Source organism: Embleya hyalina, assembly GCF_003967355.1.
Taxonomy (GTDB): Bacteria; Actinomycetota; Actinomycetes; order Streptomycetales; family Streptomycetaceae; genus Embleya; species Embleya hyalina.
Window position 1 is genome coordinate 59,711 of record NZ_BIFH01000022.1, and the last position, 15,038, is coordinate 74,748.

At 71.7% G+C, this 15,038-nt stretch carries 14 protein-coding genes; 7 read left to right on the forward strand and 7 right to left on the reverse strand.

Going from position 1 to position 15,038, the window contains the following annotated elements; genetic code table 11:
* The first annotated feature begins 28 nt into the window (after positions 1-28).
* Entirely contained in the window at positions 29-721 is a 693-nt protein-coding gene (locus EMA17_RS22440) for a hypothetical protein (protein WP_126638902.1), read from the forward strand.
* A gap of 37 nt (positions 722-758) precedes the next feature.
* On the opposite strand, the gene EMA17_RS22445 is transcribed toward EMA17_RS22440, so the two are convergent.
* The 4 genes from EMA17_RS22445 to EMA17_RS22460 all read right to left on the reverse strand — a co-directional run bounded on the left by EMA17_RS22445 (position 759) and on the right by EMA17_RS22460 (position 4,498).
* Complete coding sequence (locus EMA17_RS22445) at positions 759-1,649, reverse strand: hypothetical protein (RefSeq protein WP_126638903.1); 891 nt, start codon at positions 1,647-1,649, stop codon at positions 759-761.
* A gap of 32 nt (positions 1,650-1,681) precedes the next feature.
* Positions 1,682-2,494, reverse strand: a complete 813-nt coding sequence (locus tag EMA17_RS22450; protein WP_246126829.1) for an alpha/beta hydrolase — start codon at positions 2,492-2,494, stop codon at positions 1,682-1,684.
* A gap of 94 nt (positions 2,495-2,588) precedes the next feature.
* Entirely contained in the window at positions 2,589-3,377 is a 789-nt protein-coding gene (locus EMA17_RS22455) for an ArsR/SmtB family transcription factor (RefSeq protein ID WP_126639108.1), read from the reverse strand.
* A gap of 107 nt (positions 3,378-3,484) precedes the next feature.
* Positions 3,485-4,498, reverse strand: coding sequence for an MDR family NADP-dependent oxidoreductase (locus tag EMA17_RS22460; RefSeq protein ID WP_126638904.1), 1,014 nt, complete (start codon positions 4,496-4,498; stop codon positions 3,485-3,487).
* A gap of 102 nt (positions 4,499-4,600) precedes the next feature.
* On the opposite strand from EMA17_RS22460, the gene EMA17_RS22465 reads away from it, so the two are divergent.
* On the forward strand, positions 4,601-5,533 hold the full coding sequence (locus EMA17_RS22465; RefSeq protein WP_126638905.1) for a LysR family transcriptional regulator: 933 nt from the start codon (positions 4,601-4,603) through the stop codon (positions 5,531-5,533).
* Between the two features lie 59 nt (positions 5,534-5,592).
* Here the strand turns inward: EMA17_RS22465 and EMA17_RS22470 are convergent, their stop codons facing one another.
* Positions 5,593-6,528 (reverse strand): SGNH/GDSL hydrolase family protein, encoded by a 936-nt coding sequence (locus tag EMA17_RS22470; RefSeq protein ID WP_126638906.1) that lies wholly within the window; start codon positions 6,526-6,528, stop codon positions 5,593-5,595.
* A gap of 315 nt (positions 6,529-6,843) precedes the next feature.
* Between EMA17_RS22470 and EMA17_RS22475 the strand changes: the two genes are divergently transcribed.
* The gene (locus tag EMA17_RS22475; protein ID WP_126638907.1) at positions 6,844-7,332 is read left to right on the forward strand and encodes a hypothetical protein; all 489 of its coding nucleotides are present in this window, start codon (positions 6,844-6,846) and stop codon (positions 7,330-7,332) included.
* Between the two features lie 247 nt (positions 7,333-7,579).
* Here the strand turns inward: EMA17_RS22475 and EMA17_RS22480 are convergent, their stop codons facing one another.
* A complete protein-coding gene (locus EMA17_RS22480; protein ID WP_126638908.1) occupies positions 7,580-7,981 on the reverse strand; it encodes a DUF1266 domain-containing protein in 402 nt (133 codons plus the stop codon).
* A 416-nt stretch (positions 7,982-8,397) separates the two neighbouring features.
* The gene (locus EMA17_RS22485) at positions 8,398-9,012 is read right to left on the reverse strand and encodes a cupin domain-containing protein (RefSeq protein WP_126638909.1); all 615 of its coding nucleotides are present in this window, start codon (positions 9,010-9,012) and stop codon (positions 8,398-8,400) included.
* A 945-nt stretch (positions 9,013-9,957) separates the two neighbouring features.
* Here EMA17_RS22485 and EMA17_RS22490 point away from each other — a divergent pair.
* The 4 genes from EMA17_RS22490 (at position 9,958) to EMA17_RS22505 (ending at position 14,910) form a co-directional block, all read left to right on the forward strand.
* Positions 9,958-11,784, forward strand: coding sequence for a type IV secretory system conjugative DNA transfer family protein (locus EMA17_RS22490; RefSeq protein ID WP_126638910.1), 1,827 nt, complete (start codon positions 9,958-9,960; stop codon positions 11,782-11,784).
* 265 nt (positions 11,785-12,049) lie between these two features.
* Entirely contained in the window at positions 12,050-12,754 is a 705-nt protein-coding gene (locus EMA17_RS22495; RefSeq protein WP_126638911.1) for a L,D-transpeptidase, read from the forward strand.
* A gap of 158 nt (positions 12,755-12,912) precedes the next feature.
* Complete coding sequence (locus tag EMA17_RS22500) at positions 12,913-13,635, forward strand: DUF3558 family protein (RefSeq protein WP_126638912.1); 723 nt, start codon at positions 12,913-12,915, stop codon at positions 13,633-13,635.
* 330 nt (positions 13,636-13,965) lie between these two features.
* Complete coding sequence (locus EMA17_RS22505) at positions 13,966-14,910, forward strand: hypothetical protein (RefSeq protein WP_126638913.1); 945 nt, start codon at positions 13,966-13,968, stop codon at positions 14,908-14,910.
* Positions 14,911-15,038 lie beyond the last annotated feature (128 nt).

Genomic DNA, 15,038 nt, shown 5'->3' on the forward strand with positions numbered 1-15,038 from the left:
GCCGCCTCCGTCCCGATCGGATCCGCCGATGCGTCCCCGAGCCTCCGCCTCCGCGTCCCCTCGCCGCGTCGCGCGCCGCCTGCGCCCCGTCGCCGTGGGCGCGGTCGTGCTGCTGCTCGGCGTCGGCGCGACGGGGTGCGGCGATTCCGGTGGTGGCGAATTCGCGCTCCCCGACCAGGACGCCGCCCGCGGTGGCGAGACCGCCTCCTGGGTGCCCGGGGATACTCCCACAGCGGGTCCCGAACCCGCCGCCTCGCGTCCCGCCGCGCCCACCTCGGCCCCGTCCGGACGCGAGCAACCCGAGCTTCCGGCCGTGCTCTTCGGCCTCCCGAAACTGCCGCAGGACCCGGACGGCGACGTCGCGCGCTTCGTGGGCCGGGAGAACACGGCGCACGACCCCGACCTCTCCGGCATGCGTACGGCCGTCTACGGCACCGACGCCCGAGTCGCCGATCGGTTCGCCTTCATCACGATCGCCGGCCCCGGAAAGAGCGTGCCCCGGGTCTACCTCGAGGAGATCTCGGGTGTCGAGGGGGAGGTACGAGTGACCTCTCCGCTGCCCGATGGCGCCTTCCGGTGCTGGAACGCCGACGCGACGGGATTGTGCGCCTGGGCCGACGACACGCACTTCCTCGCCGTGGGCGTCAAGCAAAAGGTCGCCTCGATGGACCGACTCGTGCGAGAGGTCGCCTCGTTGCGTCGGGCGATCTACGGCCCTTGAGCGTCCGGCGGCCCGCCGGCGCCGCCCGCGAGCGCGTTCAGACCTGCTCGGCGTGCCACCAGAGTCCGGCCACCCGTGCGTCGATCATCACCACCCCGCTGTCCACCGTCGCGTCGGTGATGCCGAAGTCGGGGCTGCGGAAGTCGCGATCGGCCTCGGATCGCCGGCTCCCGTACCAGGGGCCGTTGGTGAAGAACCGGGTGTCGTCGCCGAAGCAGGCCAGGAACAGTTCCACTCGGGCGCGCGCGACGTCCGCGCTCGGACGCCGCCCCGGTGGCCTCGTGTACAGCAGTGAGGTGCGTTGCAGCCTGACCAGGTGGTCCACGGCATCGCTCCGATTCACCTCCACCCAGGGGCTGAGGACGCTGCGCCGATACGACCAGTGGGCGACGAAGCGGTCCAGGGTGTCCGTGGGGTCGGGCGCGCGTGGATCGTGACCGATGCACCGCTGGATCACCCAGGAGCGTGGATCGAGGTGGCCTTCGAAGTCGGTCCGCGCCGCGATGGACCGGGCGATGTTCTCGTCGAACGGCGCCGCGAACCGGACCGCGGCCCGGCCCGGCGGAGGCGGCTCGATCGCCATCGGCAGGTTCGCAAGGTCGCTGCCGAGCGCCTCCTGGATCAACTCGACGTACGTGCCTGGCGGCAGCGGCCAGACCACGTCGGCATCCGACAGCCAGGCCCGCTCGTGCCGCCGGTGCGCGCTCGCGAGCGTATCGAGGGTGGCACGCGCCCCCAGCCGCTCCCACAGCCGTGTGTAGCGGGCGTCGTCGGCACCGAACCCGCCGGTGTCCAGCAGCCACTCGACCGCGCGGAGCGCGAAGTGCCCGACGAGGCGACCGTCGTGCAGAACGGGGTCCTCGGTATCGACCCCCTCGCCGAACTCGCGAGCGAGCATGGCCACGAGCGCGCCGCGAACATTCGCCATGCCACACGTGGGCGCTCGCCCGCGGGCGCCTTTCAGGCCGCCCCCGGGTGAGTGGTGTCGCCGTATGTGCGCATCCATTCCAGACTGCCGGCGAATATCTCCTCGGCGTCGTGGTCGATCGTGGCGATGTGGAAGCTGTCGTCCAGGACGTGTTCCCGAAGTTCGGCGTTGCGCAATCCCGCACGGATGAGTTCGGCGGAGCGTCCGTCGACGACGTGGTCGACTCGGCTGCGGTACAGCAGCGTCGGCGCGACGACGCGGGGCAGTTCATCGCGGACGGTGCGCCACAGTCGTGTCAGCTGGTACGCGGCGCGCACCGGCACCTTGTCGTATCCGGTGGTCCGGGCGCCCGGCTTCTTGACGTCGCCGCCGATGCCGTGGCTGGTTCGTTTGATCCGGGCGATCGCCGGCACGCGGTTCAACAGCCTGGGGCCCAAACTGCGGGTTCCCACCGAAGGGTTGACGAGCACCACGCCCGTCACGGCGTCGGGATGGGTGGCCGCGAGATGGAGGGCGAGCGCACCGCCCATCGAGAATCCGCACACGAAGACCCGATCGCATCGCCCACGCAGGTCGGCGAACGCCGCTTCCACACCCTGGTACCAGTCCGACCAGCGTGTGGCCTCCAGGTCCTCCCATCGCGTCCCGTGTCCTCGCAACAACGGCAGTTCCACGGAGTGCCCCGCGCTCGCCAGGTGCTCCGCCCACGGCCGCAGATTGATCGGGGTCCCGGCGAACCCGTGCGCCATCACGACCCCCGTTCGCCCGCCGCGTACGGCGAACGGGGCCGAGCCCGCCGCCAGGGCGTCTCGGATCGTGTCTCGTCGATCGCTCGAATCATGCACCGGCACCACGTTTTCGTCTGTGCGCCCGAGGCGGCAAGGACAAAGGCGACGGCCTCGACGACACAGCGAGGATCCGACCCGATCGTGGTCGGGTTCAGCCGCGGGCGAAGGACATCTCCCATGGGGCCTGCGGGAGTACCTCTCCCGTCTCCAGGAGCGATTTGAGGTTGGCGAGTACGGCCGGCCAGCCCTGCGAGATACCGCCGAGCATCTCGGCGTTGGGCAGGTTCTCGTGGGTCACGGTCAGGCGCACGATGTCCTCGTGCGGCTCGACGAGGAAGGTGACGACGGACGGCTCCCGCGCGGCGTCGGGGTTGTCCTCGAAGGTGACGACCAGGCGCGTGGGCGGTTCGGTGGCGATCACACGGCCGACGACGTCGACGGCGCCCGAGCCGTCGACGCGGCGATGCTCCCAGGTGGAGCCGGGTTGCCAGTCGGAGACGTTGGCGTGTCCCCAGTAGCGCGCCGTCAGGTCCGCGTCGGTCAGCGCCCGCCACACCTGCTCGGCGCCGGCTTTGATGTAGGTGACGTAGACGTAGTTCGGTACGACCTCGGGGGTGGGGGTGTCGGTCATGGCGTATTCCTCCGCCTGCTTCTTGATGGCGTCGATCGTCTCTAGACGGGGTCGGTCGAATCCGGAGATCCAGCGTTCCTCGATCTCGTGGATCGGTGCCGGATTGAGGTAGTGCAGCCGCTCCCGCCCGCGTCGTACGACGGTGACGAGGTTGGCCCGCTCGAGGATGTCCAGGTGCTGGGTCGCCGATTGGCGGGCCATCGCCAGGTGCTCGCACAACTCGCGCAGCGTCCGACCGTTGTGCGCGTGCAGACGGTCGAGCAGGAGTCGGCGGGTGGGGTCGGCCAGCGCTTTGAACACCGAGTCCATCGTGTGTGCTTCCAAACTCACCCCTCGATTATGCAGGTGATTACCTGCATATTGCAATCCGGGAAAGCCGGGCACGCACACCACGACTCGGCGATCGCCTCGCTCGCCTACGCCGTCGCCGCCTCGACGATCATCTTCCCGACGTTGCCGCCGCGCAGCATGGACTCGAACGCCGCCACGATCCGTTCGAAGCCCACGACGATCGTCTCGTCCGACACCAGGCTCCTGTCGGCCAGGCGCGGCGCCGCGAACGCGTACAGCTCCTCGCGGGCGTCCGTGTGGTCGCGGACCAGGAATCCCTCCATGCGCAGGCTCTTCTCCACGAAGTCCGCGTGGTCGAAGCGCACGGGCGGGGTGTCCGGGCGGTTGTACTGGCTGATCGTGCCGACCCGGACGATGCGGCCCCGGTCGCGCAGGGCGCCGACCGCGGCTTCGAGGTGGTCGCCGCCGACGTTGTCGACGAACATGTCGATCCCGTCCGGGGCGGCCCGCGCGAGCAGGTCCGCGACCGCGCCCCGCCGGTAGTCGAAGGCCGCGTCGTAGCCGACCCGTTCGGTCAGGTACGCCGCCTTGGCCGCCGATCCCGTGCTGCCCACCAACAGCCCGACGCCCATCAGGCGCGCGAACCGGCCGACGGCGGTGCCGACGCCGCCCGCCGCACCGGACACGAACAGGCTCTCGCCGCCGCGCAGTGGCGCGATACGGGTGAGGGCGACGTAGGCGGTCAGTCCCGTCCCGCCGAGCAGGCCCAGGTGCGCGGACAGGGGTACGCCCGGCAGGTCCGGGAGCACCTGTGTCTCGTCGGGGGCGACCACCGCGTGCGTACGCCAGCCCCGGCGGTGGAAGACCACGGCCCCCTCGGGCAGCGCCGGATCGCGCGAGGCGACGACCCGGCCGAGCGTACGGCCTTCCAGTGGGGCGTTCAGGGCGAACGCGCCGTCCATCATCTCGCGGTGGTACGGGTCCACCGACCAGTACAGGTTCTCCACCAGCGCCGTGCCCCGCACCGGTTCGGGCGGCGGCGTCTCGACGAAGCGGAAGTGTGCGGCGGTGGGAAAGCCGTCGGGGCGGGCGATCTGGTGCACGGTGACCGCCGTGGCGTTCGGCAGGAGCGCGTTCATGGCACGAGACCGTAGGCAGGAATGCCCGGGCCGGGCAGGGGGTTGCGCTCATGACGAGCCCGTATCCATGAGACGCCCTCATGGCAGCAGGTGGGAGCCCCGATGACCACCCCCTCCGACCTGTCCCCCCAGGAGCTCCGGATCCTGGTCGCCGCCGCCGAGTCGGGCGGCTTCTCGGCCGCCGCCGAGGTCCTCGGCACCACACAATCGGCCGTCTCCCACGCCGTGCGCGGCATCGAACGCAAGGTCGGCACCGTCCTGTTCGCCCGTGCCCGAACCGGCGCCCGACCCACCCCGGCGGGAACGACGGCCGCTGCCCACGCCCGACGCGTACTGCGCATGCTGGACGTCCTGCTCGTCGACGCCCGTGCGGCGGGCCGGGGCACCGGCACCGACGAGCACACCGCCGGCGGACCGTTGCACATCGCCGCGTTTCGCAGCGCCGCCCTGCACCTGCTGCCGCCCGTGCTGGAACGTCTCACCGCCCGCCGACCGGGCATCGAACCGCACGTGCGGATCGTGCGCGAAGTCGGCCCCGGCACCGCCGGCGAGGTGGCCGCCGGGCGCGCGGACGTGGGCATCGCCACCCTGGGCACCGCGACCCCGACGCCACCGGGACTGGTCACCGGCATCCTCTTGGAGGAGCCCTATGCTTTGGTGCGCCCCGCCGGACATCGTGCGTCCCGGTCCCTGCCGCTGGTCGACTGGATCGAGAACTGTTCCTCGTACACCCGCGAGTGGTGGGCGACGCAGGACTGGATCCCGAGGGCGACGATCGAGGCGGACGACGACGGGGCCGTCCTGGCCATGGTCGCCGGCGGCCTCGGCATGGCGATCATGCCCGCGCTCTCCCTCACCGGAGCACCATCCACCGTGCGGATCACCGACCTGGGGCCCACCCGCCCGACCCGTTCGGTCGGCTACGTCACCACCCCCGAACTCGCCGCCTCCACCGCCGTCCGGGCCCTCGTCCACGAACTCCGCCACACCCGCGCCGCGGGGATGCTCCCCCTGCTGACGGGTGCCCGAGCGTAGGCCGGACGAGGCCCCACCGATGGTGGGCCACCTCGCGCTTCGGCGGCGCGCCCGGGCGATCAGCCCAGGTGGGCAAGTATCGTCTCGGCGGCGCTCTGGTGCCCGCGGACGTTGGGGTGGACCGGGGCGGCGCCGGCGGCGGGACGGGCACCCTCCACCCACTTCGTGTCGTCCGACTGGCAGACGTCGTGGCCCAGGCTGGGGGTGTAAAGGTTGACGTACTCGACGCCCGCTGCCTGGGCGCGCTCGGCGAGAACCTCGTTGATCCCGGGTACCAACGTGCGCAGGTAGCCGAGGTCGCCCGGCGCGAACGGCGCCTGGGTGGGGCAGCCGAACCCGGACTCGGGCAGGATCGACGGGTAGCTGACGACAAGGACGCGCGCCTTGGGCGCACGTCGTTTGATCGCGTCGAGGGTGCCCGCGATCCGGGGTCCGATCTCCTCGATCCGGCGGGCCAGTTCGTCGCGGCCGTCGGCCGTGTAGAAGTCCTTGCACGGGGTCAACGACAGGCTCAGCGCCTTCTCCCCGCAGGTGCGCAGCACCTCGGTGAACCCGAAGTCGTTGCCGCCTACCCCGAGGGTGACCAGCCCGGTGTCGGATCGCAGCGCGTCCAGTTGCGGTGGCGGCGAACCGGCCACCTTCTGCGGCGCCGCCATGTCGACCGTGGTGGCCCCGCTGCACGTCACGTCCACGAAGTCGACGATGCCCTTGCGCTGGGCCACCAGATGCGCGTAGTTCACCTGCGAACGACTGCACCCGGCGGGCGCGTCGGCCACGATCGGCGAGATCTTCACCCCCGCGGCGTACGAATCCCCCAACGCCACGTAACTCGTCTTCGCGGTCACCGGTACCCGCGACGGCGTGGACGTGACCGCCTCGGCGGGCTTGCCCGCGTCGGACTTCGAGCCGAGATCCTTCATGAACGAACACGAAGTCACCCCGGCAAGGGTGACCAGGACACACACACCGGCCATCGCCGATCGCAGCACCGACACGTGAAACACACTCCCCCGAGAAGCAACTCCGAGCGACGACCGACGACTTGGCGGCCGGTCGGGCACCGGGCAAGCTAGCCCTGCGGGGGCGGCGTCGGCTTGTACGGACACGACAGGCCCGAGCCTGACCACGACAGGGATGGTGGCATGGGTCCGAACGCCCACGAGGTTCGGCCAACCAACCCGGTTGCCATGTCGCCACGTTGTCGGCGGCGCCTCGTCCGGACGCGCCGGCACATGGGAGGACGACGTGACGGGGCGGACAGGAACGAGATCGCGTGGGACGGCGGTTCGCATGGAACGGTGGTGTTCGCAATGAGGGGGCAATCGGTGCTGCGGGACGCGGAAGTGTTGGTGTACTTCGACGGGGTGTTGATCGCTGGGATCGTGCTCGACGACGTGCAGGATTCGTATCCGCACTACCTCGGGACCATCGTCGACGGGCCCGGCCTGGGGCCGTTGCGTACGTTCGTCGAGCGGTTCGCCGAGGCGGATCCGGAGTTCGACTATTGTCCGCACCATCCGCACGAGGGCCCATACGAGGAATCGGACACCGCTCGATACGTGGAGGCCCTGTCGGCCATCGGCGCGGACTGCGCGAACGTCGACTGGGACGACCCGTGGCTCGCCCCGTGGCGAGGTGCGGACGAATCGACGCTGCGGAGCTACCTGCGCTTTCTCGACTTCCGGCTCTGGCGGGCCACCAACCGCGCCGGCGAACTCCTCACCTCCATAGCCCTGCCCGTGAGCCTGGACCTGGAGAGCAGGCGCTTCGTCTACAACCCGTACGAAGGCGACGAGTGACCCCAGGTCGCCAAGGCGATCCGCGTCCGCCCGGACCACGATGTTCGAACGTGCGTCTCGACTGGCAAACAGCGCGCGATTTCGGCTACGAGGTGTCGCCGTGGGCTGGTCCGGCGATATTCCGGGACCGCCTCGCCGCGCAATCTCGCTGAGCACCGATGTCGCGGGGCCACCGCGGGGCCGGGCTCGATCGGACAGGAGAGTCGTGTGGGAGCGCCTGCGGTGGTCGGTTGCCGTCGGCGGTCCGTCACGGCTGTGTCCACGGCAGCGTCGTCCACGGGCTGTGTCGTCCTCTGGTGAGGACGTGGTGGGTGGCGAGGGTTTCCAGGTACCACCGTCCGTAGGTGTCGGCGTCGAACCACAACACGCGCCCCAGCGTGTAACCGGCCGAGAACGCCTCCCAGGAGGCGTAGACCGCGCGGCACAGACGACCGGCCTCGACGATGGTCGGGACCGCCTGCGCCACCGTGCAGTAGCCGGCTCCCACCGCCCATCGGGCCATGGTCACCGCGCGGGCGAAGTCGAACGCCGCCACCGAAGTCACGACCTGGTCCGGCGCGAGCAGGCCGTCCGCGCGAAAACGCTCCTCGTAGCGCAGGATGCGCCCGACGGGGTCGGGAAACTCCTGGCGATCGCGCGGATCCGGCACGGTGGAGGGAAGGAGGGCTCAATACGGCCCGGGAGACGCTCGCCGCTTCGACGGGTTGACGTACCTGCGCGGCAGGTTGGCACACGCCTCGACTCCGACTGCCGTCGCCGCGTTCCTGGTCGGGACGGGCGGTGCGGTGGTGGCCGATCGCCTGGCACGCGTCCCGCAGCCGAGCACGACGACCGCCCGACGGAACCGGTGCGTGTGCGGCACGGCTGTTTCCCGACTTTCCCGGCTCCCTCGCCGAACTCGTGGACACCGCGGACGCGGTGACGGCCGGGCCGCCCGAGCGCTGACGTCGTCCGCGCTCGGGCGGCCGGCGTGCTCCCTTCCCGAGCTGCCCGTGACCGACCTCGCGTCGAGCAACTGCCGTGACACGGGCGCGAATCCGGCGGCGGTCGTGGTCGGGGACAAAGTCACCAGTCCTCGGCGTGTTCGATCGTTTGCAGGAGGAAGTCGCCGTCGGTGATCGCGTAGCGGCGCATCAGGGGCAGCGCGGGGCTGTAGAGGTGGAGGGAGACGGCGTGGGTCGTGGGGGAATCGTTGTGGACGTCGTGGACGTGGGAGGGGCCGAAGGAGCGGCCTCGGCCGGTCGTGAGGCGCAGGGGCGGGGGTTGGTGCGGGGCCATCGGGACTCGTTCCCGGATTCGGGTGGGGAGGGTGTTCACGCGGACGGTGGATTCGACGAGTTCGCCGCGCAGGACGTGGAACGCGCCGCGTGAGCCGCCGTGGTCGTGCCACCCGGTGCGGGTGTCGGGGGGCCAGCCGATGAGCCAGGCGTCGCATCCGGCCGGTGCGGACAGGCGGATCCAGGTGCGTCGGGTGGCGTCCAGGGGCAGTCGGTCGAGGAGTGTGGGATCGGCCGCCGTCTCGACCGCGTAGCCCAGGAGCGGGTCCGTCGGCCGTTCGGCGCGGGTGGTCGGGTCCGGCGTGGTCGCGGTGTCGGCGCTCGCGGGCTCGGCGCTCGTGCCGGACGACGTTCGAGGGCCGGGGACGACGGGGTGGCCGAACGCGGTGGCAGGTGTGGGCATGAAGGGTCCTCGGATCGGTGCGGCGGCACTTCGCGGTGGACCCCGTCATGTACCGATCGGACCTGCGGCGTCGACCCGCCTACGGACGCGGGAGGGGTCGACCCGGCACCGGGCGTCGGGAGTTCGACGCTCGGTCGGGTGGGGATGATCGGGCATGCGGCAGCCGGCCCTCGGGGCGACGAACGGCGGAGGGTGACGAAGGCCACCCCTCGACGCCCTCGATCGCTTCGACGGCTACGGCCGGGGGGAACGGCGAAGAGCGCGCTGGGAAAGGGCTGGAGGCGAGGTCAGCGCCGGCCGCTACACAGGCAGCCCGCGTGCCGGACGAGGTCCACGTGGGTGCGTCGGAACAAGATCGTGTGACCGTTCACGCCGAGGGACACAACCAGTGACGGGCGGGTATGTCAAGCCGGTTGCCCCGCCGGCGGGTGTGTCGTCGTGGGTCGTGTGGCGTGAAGTCGGCGGTTGGTGTCTAGGATCGGGGGAGCGCTCGTTCGATCGTCGACCTTCGTGGGGTGATCCGAGCGCCGGGCAATCGCACTCGTCTCGGAGGTCGGCGGACATGGACAGGGTCGGCGGTGGGTCGCGCCCGGCGTTGTCGTGTTCGCCGGCCGGCTCGATCGGTCGGCTCGGTCGGCGTGGTGTGTGGTGCCGTCATCGCCTGTGTCACCGCGCGGTTCCGCCGGGGACCCGTTGTCGCGGCGGGTACGCGTAGCTTCCGCCGAAAGGGCGGCGGCGTTCGTGTTCGCCGCGTGTGTGGTGTCGGGTTCGGCGGCCTTGTCCCCGTGTGTGGGTCGGCACGGGAGTGAGGCCCCGCCCGCGGTGTGGTGACGGGAACGTCGTCGGCGAATAGTCGGTGGATCTGCGCGATCGAACCCTGCCGGTATTCGGTCGATCGAAAGCGGACACGCGGTGAGCGCCACCCATCGGGGCCGAGGCCCCTCCATGCACAATCCTGTCGTTTCCCTCGTCGTCCTGGTGGGCGGCGCCGTCCTGGTCTGCGTCTGGCTGTGGCTGGCGGCCGACGTCGGAGCACGCTTGCACGGGGCGCAATCGCCGCCGCCTCCGGCGACGTTCGTCGTCGCGTGGGTCGTCGGCGAGTACTCCTGGCCGGGTGTATGGGCGACCGTCGCCGCGGCGGTGCCGGCGGCAGTGGTGGCCGCGTGCGGGTTCGCCATCGGACGTGAGGTGCGACGGCGGAAGGTGCACCGGATCGACCGGGCCGTGCGATACCTGGCCTCCCGGTGGGAGTTGCGGGCGACGACCACGCGCGGCGCTCGGGCGGCGGCGCGCCGAATGGGGGTGCGTCGCGGGGCGGGGCCCGGGTTGCGGGTGGGACGGACCGTGCGCGGCGGTCGGGACCTGTGGGGTTCGTGGGAGGACATGCACGTGGACATCTGGGGGCCGCGTACCGGCAAGACCGTCACGCGTGCGATCCCGGCCGTGGTGTCGGCGCCGGGCACCGTGGTGGTGACCTCGAACAAGCGGGACATCCTGGACGCGACGCGTGGTGTGCGTGCGCGTCGGGGCCCGGTGTGGGTGTTCGATCCGCAGGCCCAGGCGGGCGAGCCGGCGACGTGGTGGTGGAATCCGCTGACGTTCATCGGGGACAACGTGGTCAAGGCCATCACGTTGGCGTCGATCTTCGCGAGCGTCAATCGTGCCTCGCACACGCGCAGTGACGGGTATTTCGAGCCCGCCGGGCAGGATCTGTTCGGTCATCTGATGCTCGCCGCCTCCGTCGACGGGCGGCCCATCACCGACGTGTACACCTGGCTCACCCGGGCGAACGACGACACACCGGCTCGGATCCTGCGTCGCGGGGGGCACGCGTCGGCGGCCGACGCGGTGGAGGGGGTGCTGACGGCACCCGGGCGACAGCGGGCCGGGGTGTACGGGACGGCGTTGCAGATGGCGTCGTTCCTGTCCGCGCCGGAGGTCACGCGGTGGGTGACGCCGGGTGGCGATCCCGCGCGGCGCGAGTTCTCCCACGCGCGGTTCGCCTCCGTGGTCGGCGGCACGATCTATCTGCTGTCCGAGGAGACGAACAAGATGGCGGCGCCGCTGGTGTTGGCGCTGACCACGGCGATCGCCTACGCGAGCGAGGGTGCGGCGATCGAGAGTCCGGGTGGCCGGTTGGCCGTGCCGACGGTGTTCGTGTTGGACGAGGCCGCGAACGTCTGCCCGTGGCAGGAACTCCCCACGATGTACAGCCACTACGGCTCGCGGGGCATCCTGATGATGACGATCCTGCAGTCCTGGTCGCAGGGCGCCGCCGTGTGGGGCGAGGTCGGGATGGCCAAGTTGTGGGGCGCGGCCAACGTCCGGGTCTACGGCGGTGGCGTATCGGATACTCGCTTCCTGGGCGAACTGTCCGCCGCCACGGGTGTGTTCGAGCCGCGCACCACGAGCACCACGCGGCGTTCGTCGGCGTGGTGGCCCGATTCGGTCGGGCGTTCGTCTCGGTCCGAGCCGGTCTTGGATGTCGCCGACCTGGTGTCGATGCCGCGCGGGCGGGCGCTGGTGCTGATGAGTGGGCGGCGCCCGGTGCTGGTCGAGCCGCTGCCGTGGTGGCAGGGGCCGCACGCGGACGCGGTCCGGGCGTCGATCACGGCCCACTCCCCGTCGGCTCGGGCAAACCCGTGGGTACGCGCCGCCGCCTCGCGGCCCCGTGTCGTGCGCGAACGACCTTCGCGGCGGGCGACATCGGCCGGGGTGGGGGCTGTCGCCGGGCCCGCGAGTGGCCCGCGTCGTCGTGGTGGGCGGCGCTGACCTCGGCGGCACGCTGCCTGCGGCGGCGTCAGCGCCGGGTGGGTGTGCGGCCCTGGAGGTCGACGCACCCTGCCGGGCGCCGCCTCCCCGGCGACCCGCACCGCCGGCCGTGGCTACGATCCGTGTCGCGAAGTTACTGGCCGCGTCCGGCTCGACTGCCCTTGAGTGGTGTCGCCGTCGACTCGGCGGGGTCCCGTGCGGCTCCGGTGGGTCGGGCGAGTGCTGCGAGATGTCTCACCACACGAGGACGGAACGGGGAACGAACATGCGTGGGTGGAGAAACCCGACACGTCGGATCGCTCTGTCGGCGGTGATCGCCGGTCTGCTCGTGCCGCTGGGCGCGGTCGTCGCGGCGCCGGCACAGGCGGCGGCGTCGTGCGGGACGGGGACGGGCACACATCAGCGGCGGGTGGAGGCGGCGCTGGGGCTGAAGGTCGACGGGGTTTCCTCGGCGGCCGATTGTCGGGCGATCCGCGCCTTCCAGGTCGCGCAGTCGATCACGCCCGCCGTCGGCTACGCGGGTCCGATCACCGCGAGCGTCGCGGAGTCGGTGGCGCGGCAGAACGCGGCCGCCCGCAACCCCAACGCGGCGGGGCTGTGCCCCACGAACGTCGGCCGCGTCGCGTGCGTGGACTTGACCGCGCAGATCAGTTGGATCCAAAACGGCCAGGACGTGGTGCGGGCGCCGGTGGCCGTGCGCACCGGGCGCGACGGCTTCGAGACCAGGCCCGGCCGGTTCCGGATCTTCTGGCGCCACCGGGACCACGTGTCCTCGATCTACCACGTGCCCATGCCCCACAGCCAGTTCTTCGACGGGGACATCGCCTTCCACGCCATCGACGGCCCGATGTGGTCCGCACCCGGCTCGCACGGCTGCGTCAACATGCGCCCACAGGACGCCAAGGCCTACTGGGACACGCTCCGCACCGGTGACAAGGTCGTCGTCTTCGGCAACAAGCCGGGTACGTAGGCACAGCCGTCCGCACCGCTCCGCGCGTCGGTCGTGGGTCGGGTTTCTCCGTGCGCCGGAGGTCGGGATCGGGACAGGATTCCCTATTCCGGGGCCTCACGCGGCCGGGGCGGTGCGAAGTCGTCTCGGGCGAGGCGGACTTCCTCTCGGGGGTGGGCATGACGACCGTCGTTCGGCGCCGCCCGCACGTGCGCGCGGCTCTCGTGGTGGGCGCGGTGGTCCTGGCGTGCGCGGCCTGCGACGACGCGGGGCATTCGTGGGCGGGGGCGTCGAACGCGCCCACGCCCGGCGACGCGCCCTCGTCGGCCGCCGCGCAACCCTCGATGGCATCGCGCGCGCCGTCGCCGGAATCGACACCCACGGCCACGGGCGCGAGCCCCGCCGACTCCCCCGATCCCTGCGCCCTGTTGACCGGTGCCGACCTTCGCCTGCGCGGCTCCGACGCGATCCCCCGGCCCGATCGGCTCGACGGATGGGATCGGGTGTGCAAGTGGTCGAGCATGCAGTTCAACGCGGGCTACACCCCTCCCCCCGAGGCGAAGCGCGGCGACTTCCCGCCGGGCCCGGCGGGAGATCTCCGGATGGCCACACAGGGCGCCGACAGACTCGCCGAGGTCATGCGCAACTCCTCCGCCGTCATCGTGCGGATCGCCTTTCGCTCGGGGGCACCCAATCCGCTGCCGAGTTCCTACACCACGTCCGGGCGCCGGGTCGAGGTGAATCCTCCGGACGCGAGCGCCCCGGACACGTGCGGGGTGTCGACGTCGTGGCGAGGCGGGACGGTCACGCTCGCGGTCAGCGACGGCACGCACGCCTCGGAGGAGCCGTGCGCCCGGGCGAAGCGCCTGATGGCCGTGGTGACGGCGAAGATCCCCTCCTGAATCGACGCGGGCACGGACGGGACGTGCCCCGGCGCTCGTGACCGCGTCCGGGTGGGACGCCCCCTCGGGCACCCGAACGCCGTTCGCGGCGCGGCTCAGCCCTCGAATGTGTGTGGCCCACCCGCAACATCTCGCATTCTGCCCACGGTTGGCAGCGCCCGACCGGTTGCGCAGCATGGCCGTATGGGGGGCGGTCGGCCTTCCGGAGCGCCGCGCAGGGCGGTGAACTCGAATGCGGCGGCGGATTCCGTCGACGTCGTCCGGCCGTTCGCGCCGTACGTTTTCGGCCGGGCGACATCGTCCGAGCCGCGTTTCCCGGGGGAAGAGCACATGACGGTCACGCGTCATCACGACGGACTCGGCGGCGAGTCCACCGGCTGGGCCTCGGCGGGCACCAGCGTCGAATCCTGGCTGGAGAACATCGCGACGGTGGGGCGGATCCACCGCCATCTGCGGGCTCGCCTCGACAACGGGGCGGCGGTGGGGCCGAGTGGGGATGCGGTGCGGCGCCTGGAGGCACACGGAGGCCGTGCGCTGACCACCATCCGCGCGGCCCTGCGCGCGGCGCCCCCGAAGGCCACCATCGTGCCCTGTCCGGACGGGGTGGCCGGTCACGCGTCGGCCTGGGCCGAGGCGTTGACCACCCTGGTGGAGTCCGCGGGGTGGTTCGATCACGTGTGGGAGGCGCTGGGTCCGACCGGCGGCGATCACCCGGCGCGGGACGACGCCTCGGAGCATGGTGATCGGTGCGCGTCGATGGGTGAGCGTGTGGTCCACGGTGGCGCCGACCTCGGGAACGGGGATGGGACGACGGTGGGTTGTCGCGTGTGTGGCCGGGCCGTTCGGCGGTCCCACGGGGAACCCGGGCCCGAGATCGACGCCCGGACGATCTCACGCTCCGAGTGGTGTGTCGTGGTGGCCGAGGCCGTCGCCGACGCGCGGGCGGTGGACGCCGCGCTGGTCCACCTGCACGTGGCGCCCGGCAGGTCGGTGCGCGGGGGCGGCGCGGATCCGCTGTTCGTGGACCGGTTTCGGTTGGAACCCGGCGGTCGGGTCTCGACCACGTTCGAACCGACCGCGCCCCTGGGCGCGGGGGCCGAGATCCAGGCCCTGTGCGTAAGCGGATTCCGGGTGTCCGCCGCGCGCGTACCGGTGGCGGACTGCGACACCGTACGGCTGCGGCCCGCGAAGGGTCGGCCGACGGCGGCCCGCGTGGTGATCCCGGCTCCCGGCCCCCGTCGGCCGGGTGTGGGTTCCGTCGGCCTGCGCTTCTGAGCACCGGTGACCGAGTACCCATGCCCGCGCGTCGCATCGGCTACGAACTCGCGACGTCGGGATCCGCGGCTGGAGTGGAGTTCCGTGTTCGTTCGGCCGTCAGGTCGTCTGCCCGGACGTTTCGGAGT

What these genes read in the sequence shown, in the direction of transcription:
- EMA17_RS22440 (WP_126638902.1), top strand. Translation starts at nt 29, where the DNA reads ATGCGTCCCCGAGCCTCCGCCTCCGCGTCCCCTCGCCGCGTCGCGCGC.
- EMA17_RS22445 (WP_126638903.1), bottom strand. Translation starts at nt 1,649, where the DNA reads ATGGCGAATGTTCGCGGCGCGCTCGTGGCCATGCTCGCTCGCGAGTTC.
- EMA17_RS22455 (WP_126639108.1), bottom strand. Translation starts at nt 3,377, where the DNA reads ATGGACTCGGTGTTCAAAGCGCTGGCCGACCCCACCCGCCGACTCCTG.
- EMA17_RS22460 (WP_126638904.1), bottom strand. Translation starts at nt 4,498, where the DNA reads ATGAACGCGCTCCTGCCGAACGCCACGGCGGTCACCGTGCACCAGATC.
- EMA17_RS22465 (WP_126638905.1), top strand. Translation starts at nt 4,601, where the DNA reads ATGACCACCCCCTCCGACCTGTCCCCCCAGGAGCTCCGGATCCTGGTC.
- EMA17_RS22475 (WP_126638907.1), top strand. Translation starts at nt 6,844, where the DNA reads ATGAGGGGGCAATCGGTGCTGCGGGACGCGGAAGTGTTGGTGTACTTC.
- EMA17_RS22485 (WP_126638909.1), bottom strand. Translation starts at nt 9,012, where the DNA reads ATGCCCACACCTGCCACCGCGTTCGGCCACCCCGTCGTCCCCGGCCCT.
- EMA17_RS22490 (WP_126638910.1), top strand. Translation starts at nt 9,958, where the DNA reads ATGCACAATCCTGTCGTTTCCCTCGTCGTCCTGGTGGGCGGCGCCGTC.
- EMA17_RS22495 (WP_126638911.1), top strand. Translation starts at nt 12,050, where the DNA reads ATGCGTGGGTGGAGAAACCCGACACGTCGGATCGCTCTGTCGGCGGTG.
- EMA17_RS22500 (WP_126638912.1), top strand. Translation starts at nt 12,913, where the DNA reads ATGACGACCGTCGTTCGGCGCCGCCCGCACGTGCGCGCGGCTCTCGTG.
- EMA17_RS22505 (WP_126638913.1), top strand. Translation starts at nt 13,966, where the DNA reads ATGACGGTCACGCGTCATCACGACGGACTCGGCGGCGAGTCCACCGGC.